Raw genomic sequence first — 3024 nt, 5'->3', positions numbered from 1 at the left:
CTGAAGCAGCAGATCCAGGAAGCGGCGCGCGCCGAAGGCTTGGGCATGTCGGCATGGCTGGGGCGACTGGCCGAAAAGGCGTTGAGGCGAACCCGAAAGACCGGACGGACGGACGGGAGATATGCCCTCGCGCCCTCTGCTCTCGCTGCGCTTCGCAACCGGGCTGGGGGGGTCGCTGGTCATCCAGGACCAGCTTCAACGCGGCCCGCCCAGCCGCGAACTACCCGAACAATCAGAGCCCGTGGGCGGGGCTCGCGGTTTAAGCGAAGGCTAGGCATGGCCGAATACTGCAACTGGAATCAGGATGGAGACGAAACCTCCGACGCATGGGGGACAGAATGCGGGTCGATGTTCAGCCTGACGGACGGAGACCCATTCGATAATCAGATGCGGTTTTGCCCGTTTTGCGGTAAGCCTCTCACGGTGCAGAGATTCTCGGAACCGGCGGAAGACGGCGCGCTCGACTGGGAGGAACCGAGATTCTTTCCTGGGTCTGCGGCCTAACATACAAGGCCAAGGCGGCGCGCCCGCATGGAGCTTGAATGAAAACTGAAACCCCGTTGGCGCGCCTCGCTTTTGAGCCCAGTGTTAGGCACTTCTCCAGCTATGGTTTTGCGCTGCTGGCTTGGCCGCATGATGGCGCTCCCGTTGGAATGCCGCCGCTCGTGTGTAGTCTGCATGTAGCCGAGATGGACGCGACCCACGCGCTTACGTCCGCATGGGAATCGAGCGGACGCGAGTTTTTTTACTGGCTCGCACGGATCGATTATTCTTTTCGAGCCTAACGACAAAGGCTAAAGCGAGCGCGCCTATGACATACTCTCAGACCAGCACAGACCGTGAGGCGCGCGTCGCTTTTAAGCCCAGTGTTAGACCTTTTTTTGAGGATGACGCTGTAACGATTTATCACGGGGACTGCCGACAGATTGCGCCGACACTGGGACGCTTTGACCTGCTTTTGACCGACCCGCCTTATGGGATGCAACGGGCAGGAAAGCCGAAATCAACTAGCAGCCATGGCGGGCACAAAGGATACGAGGATCTCGGATGGGACAGCGAACCGCCAAAGGCATGGGTTCTGAGGATGCTTTTCGACATGGCAGACAAACACATTATCTGGGGTGGTAACTATTTCCCTGATGCACTGACTTCTCAAGCAAAGTGGCTTGTTTGGGACAAGGGACAACGGATAGACCAAGCGGACGCGGAACTTGCCTACACCACGCTCGGCGGAGCGCTCAGAGTGTTTACCCTAAACCGTGCTGCGCTCGCCCAGGATGGAGCAGAACACCCAACACAGAAACCCGAGCGGCTGATCCGCTGGTGCATCGAGCAAGCCGGAGACGTGCAAACCATCCTTGACCCGTTCGCCGGAAGCGGGACCACTGGGCGAGCCGCCAAGGACCTTGGCAAGCGCGCGGTCCTGATTGAGCGCGAGGAGCGATATTGCGAGATTGCAGCAAAACGCCTGTCTCAACAGGTGCTTTGTCTTTAGGTCTAACAATGATTAGGCTGAAACGGGCCACTAGGGTACTAGACAGATATGAATGAATCCGCGCCCGCCGCGAAGCCCAAACGCCTCCCCTCTGTCTGGCGCCTCTACGCCCGCGAGGCCGCCGGGGCCTATTTGGGCATGTCCCCGCGCACCTTCGACCAGCAAGTCGCCCACGCCCTCCCGCACGTTCTGATCGGGCGTGGGCGCACCGCCAGACGCTACGACGTGCGGGATCTCGACGCCTGGGTGGATCGGCAGGTTAAAATTTGGCCCGCGGGCACCGTGCACACGCAGACACCATGCACCACAACCCTGAACCAAAACACCGCGGACTCAAGCTGCGCGGCTCCATCTGGTGGATTGACATCTGCCGCCGCGTCGACGGGCGCCAGATCTCGATTCGAGAGTCGACTGGCTGCCGGGAGGGCGACCTCGCCGGGGCCATCGCCATCCGCGACCGCCGCCTCGACGATGCCACCGGGCGCCGGGCAGCCCCGGTCGTAGACCTGGGCGGTCCGCGCACCTTCGCCGACGCGGCGGCCGAGTACCTGCTAGATCTTGAGCAGCGAGGCAAGGACCCCTCCCGTGCCGAGCAAGACATTCGTCTAGTCCTTGACGCACTGGGGGACCTACCGCTCGACCACGTGCACCAGCGCACCATCCAGCCGTGGATCGACGCGCAGCGGGGCATCCGGGCCAGTGGCACCGTCGGCCGGGCGGTGCGCACCGCGTCGACCGTACTGCGCTTCGCTGCCGCCGTCCTGCGCGACGGACACGTGCCTTGGCTGGCCGTCACGCCGCCCAAGCTGCGCCTGCCCGACTGGGGCACCAGGCAGCGGCGCCCGATCACATGGGAGGAGCAAGACCGGCTGATCGACGCCTTGCCTGAACACCTGATCGGCCCAGTCCTCTTCGCCCTGGCGACCGGCGCCCGGCAAGCCGAGATCACCACCTTGCGTTGGGACCGGCACCGGGACGTTGACGGGTTGGCCCCATGGTCGGCTTGGTGGGTCCCGCCGGAGATCAGGAAGGCCAGCTCCCGGCTGGCGCCGAGCGAACAGCAGGGGCGCTATCTCGTCGCCCCGCGTCTGGGCCGGGCAGTCATTGAGCGGGCGCACACGAAACAAGAGTCAGACTGGGTGTTTCCAAGCCCGCGGGGCGGCGCCCTCTACCGGGCGAACAACCACGGCTGGCGCACGGCCTGCGGGGAGGCGGAGCTGGACATCCGGTTTCACGACTTGCGCCACACGTTCGGAGACCGGGCCGCAGACGCCGGCATCCCGCTCGACATCGTGCGCTCGCTACTGGGGCACCGGCACCGCGGCATCACCGAGCACTATAGCCGCCCCGGGCTGGTGCGGCTGCTGGGCGAGGTAGAAAGGATCGGCCGGCCAGCGCCCCGACTGGCCGCGGTAGGCGGGGGTTTCGCACAGTAGCACACGTCGTGGTCGTCGCTCACGGTACCGCCCTCGCTGATTCAAACCAGGCGTCAACTGCTGAATCGTCAAGGCCCAGCAGGGCACCCAGGG

General features: G+C 64.0%; 2 protein-coding genes. Both read left to right on the top strand.

The genetic code is table 11. The annotated features are described in order from the left end of the window. Positions 1–1096 precede the first annotated feature (1096 nt). Positions 1097–1495, top strand: coding sequence for a site-specific DNA-methyltransferase (locus QZY44_RS28795; protein ID WP_295456078.1), 399 nt, complete (start codon positions 1097–1099; stop codon positions 1493–1495). Between the two features lie 299 nt (positions 1496–1794). Then, positions 1795–2931, top strand: coding sequence for a tyrosine-type recombinase/integrase (locus QZY44_RS28790; RefSeq protein ID WP_295456077.1), 1137 nt, complete (start codon positions 1795–1797; stop codon positions 2929–2931). The last annotated feature ends 93 nt before the right edge of the window (positions 2932–3024 follow it).

This window comes from uncultured Thiodictyon sp., from assembly GCA_903837595.1.
Lineage (GTDB): Bacteria > Pseudomonadota > Gammaproteobacteria > Chromatiales > Chromatiaceae > Thiodictyon.
Note: the sequence above shows the minus strand (reverse complement) of the source record. Positions and strands in the feature narration are given on the sequence as shown.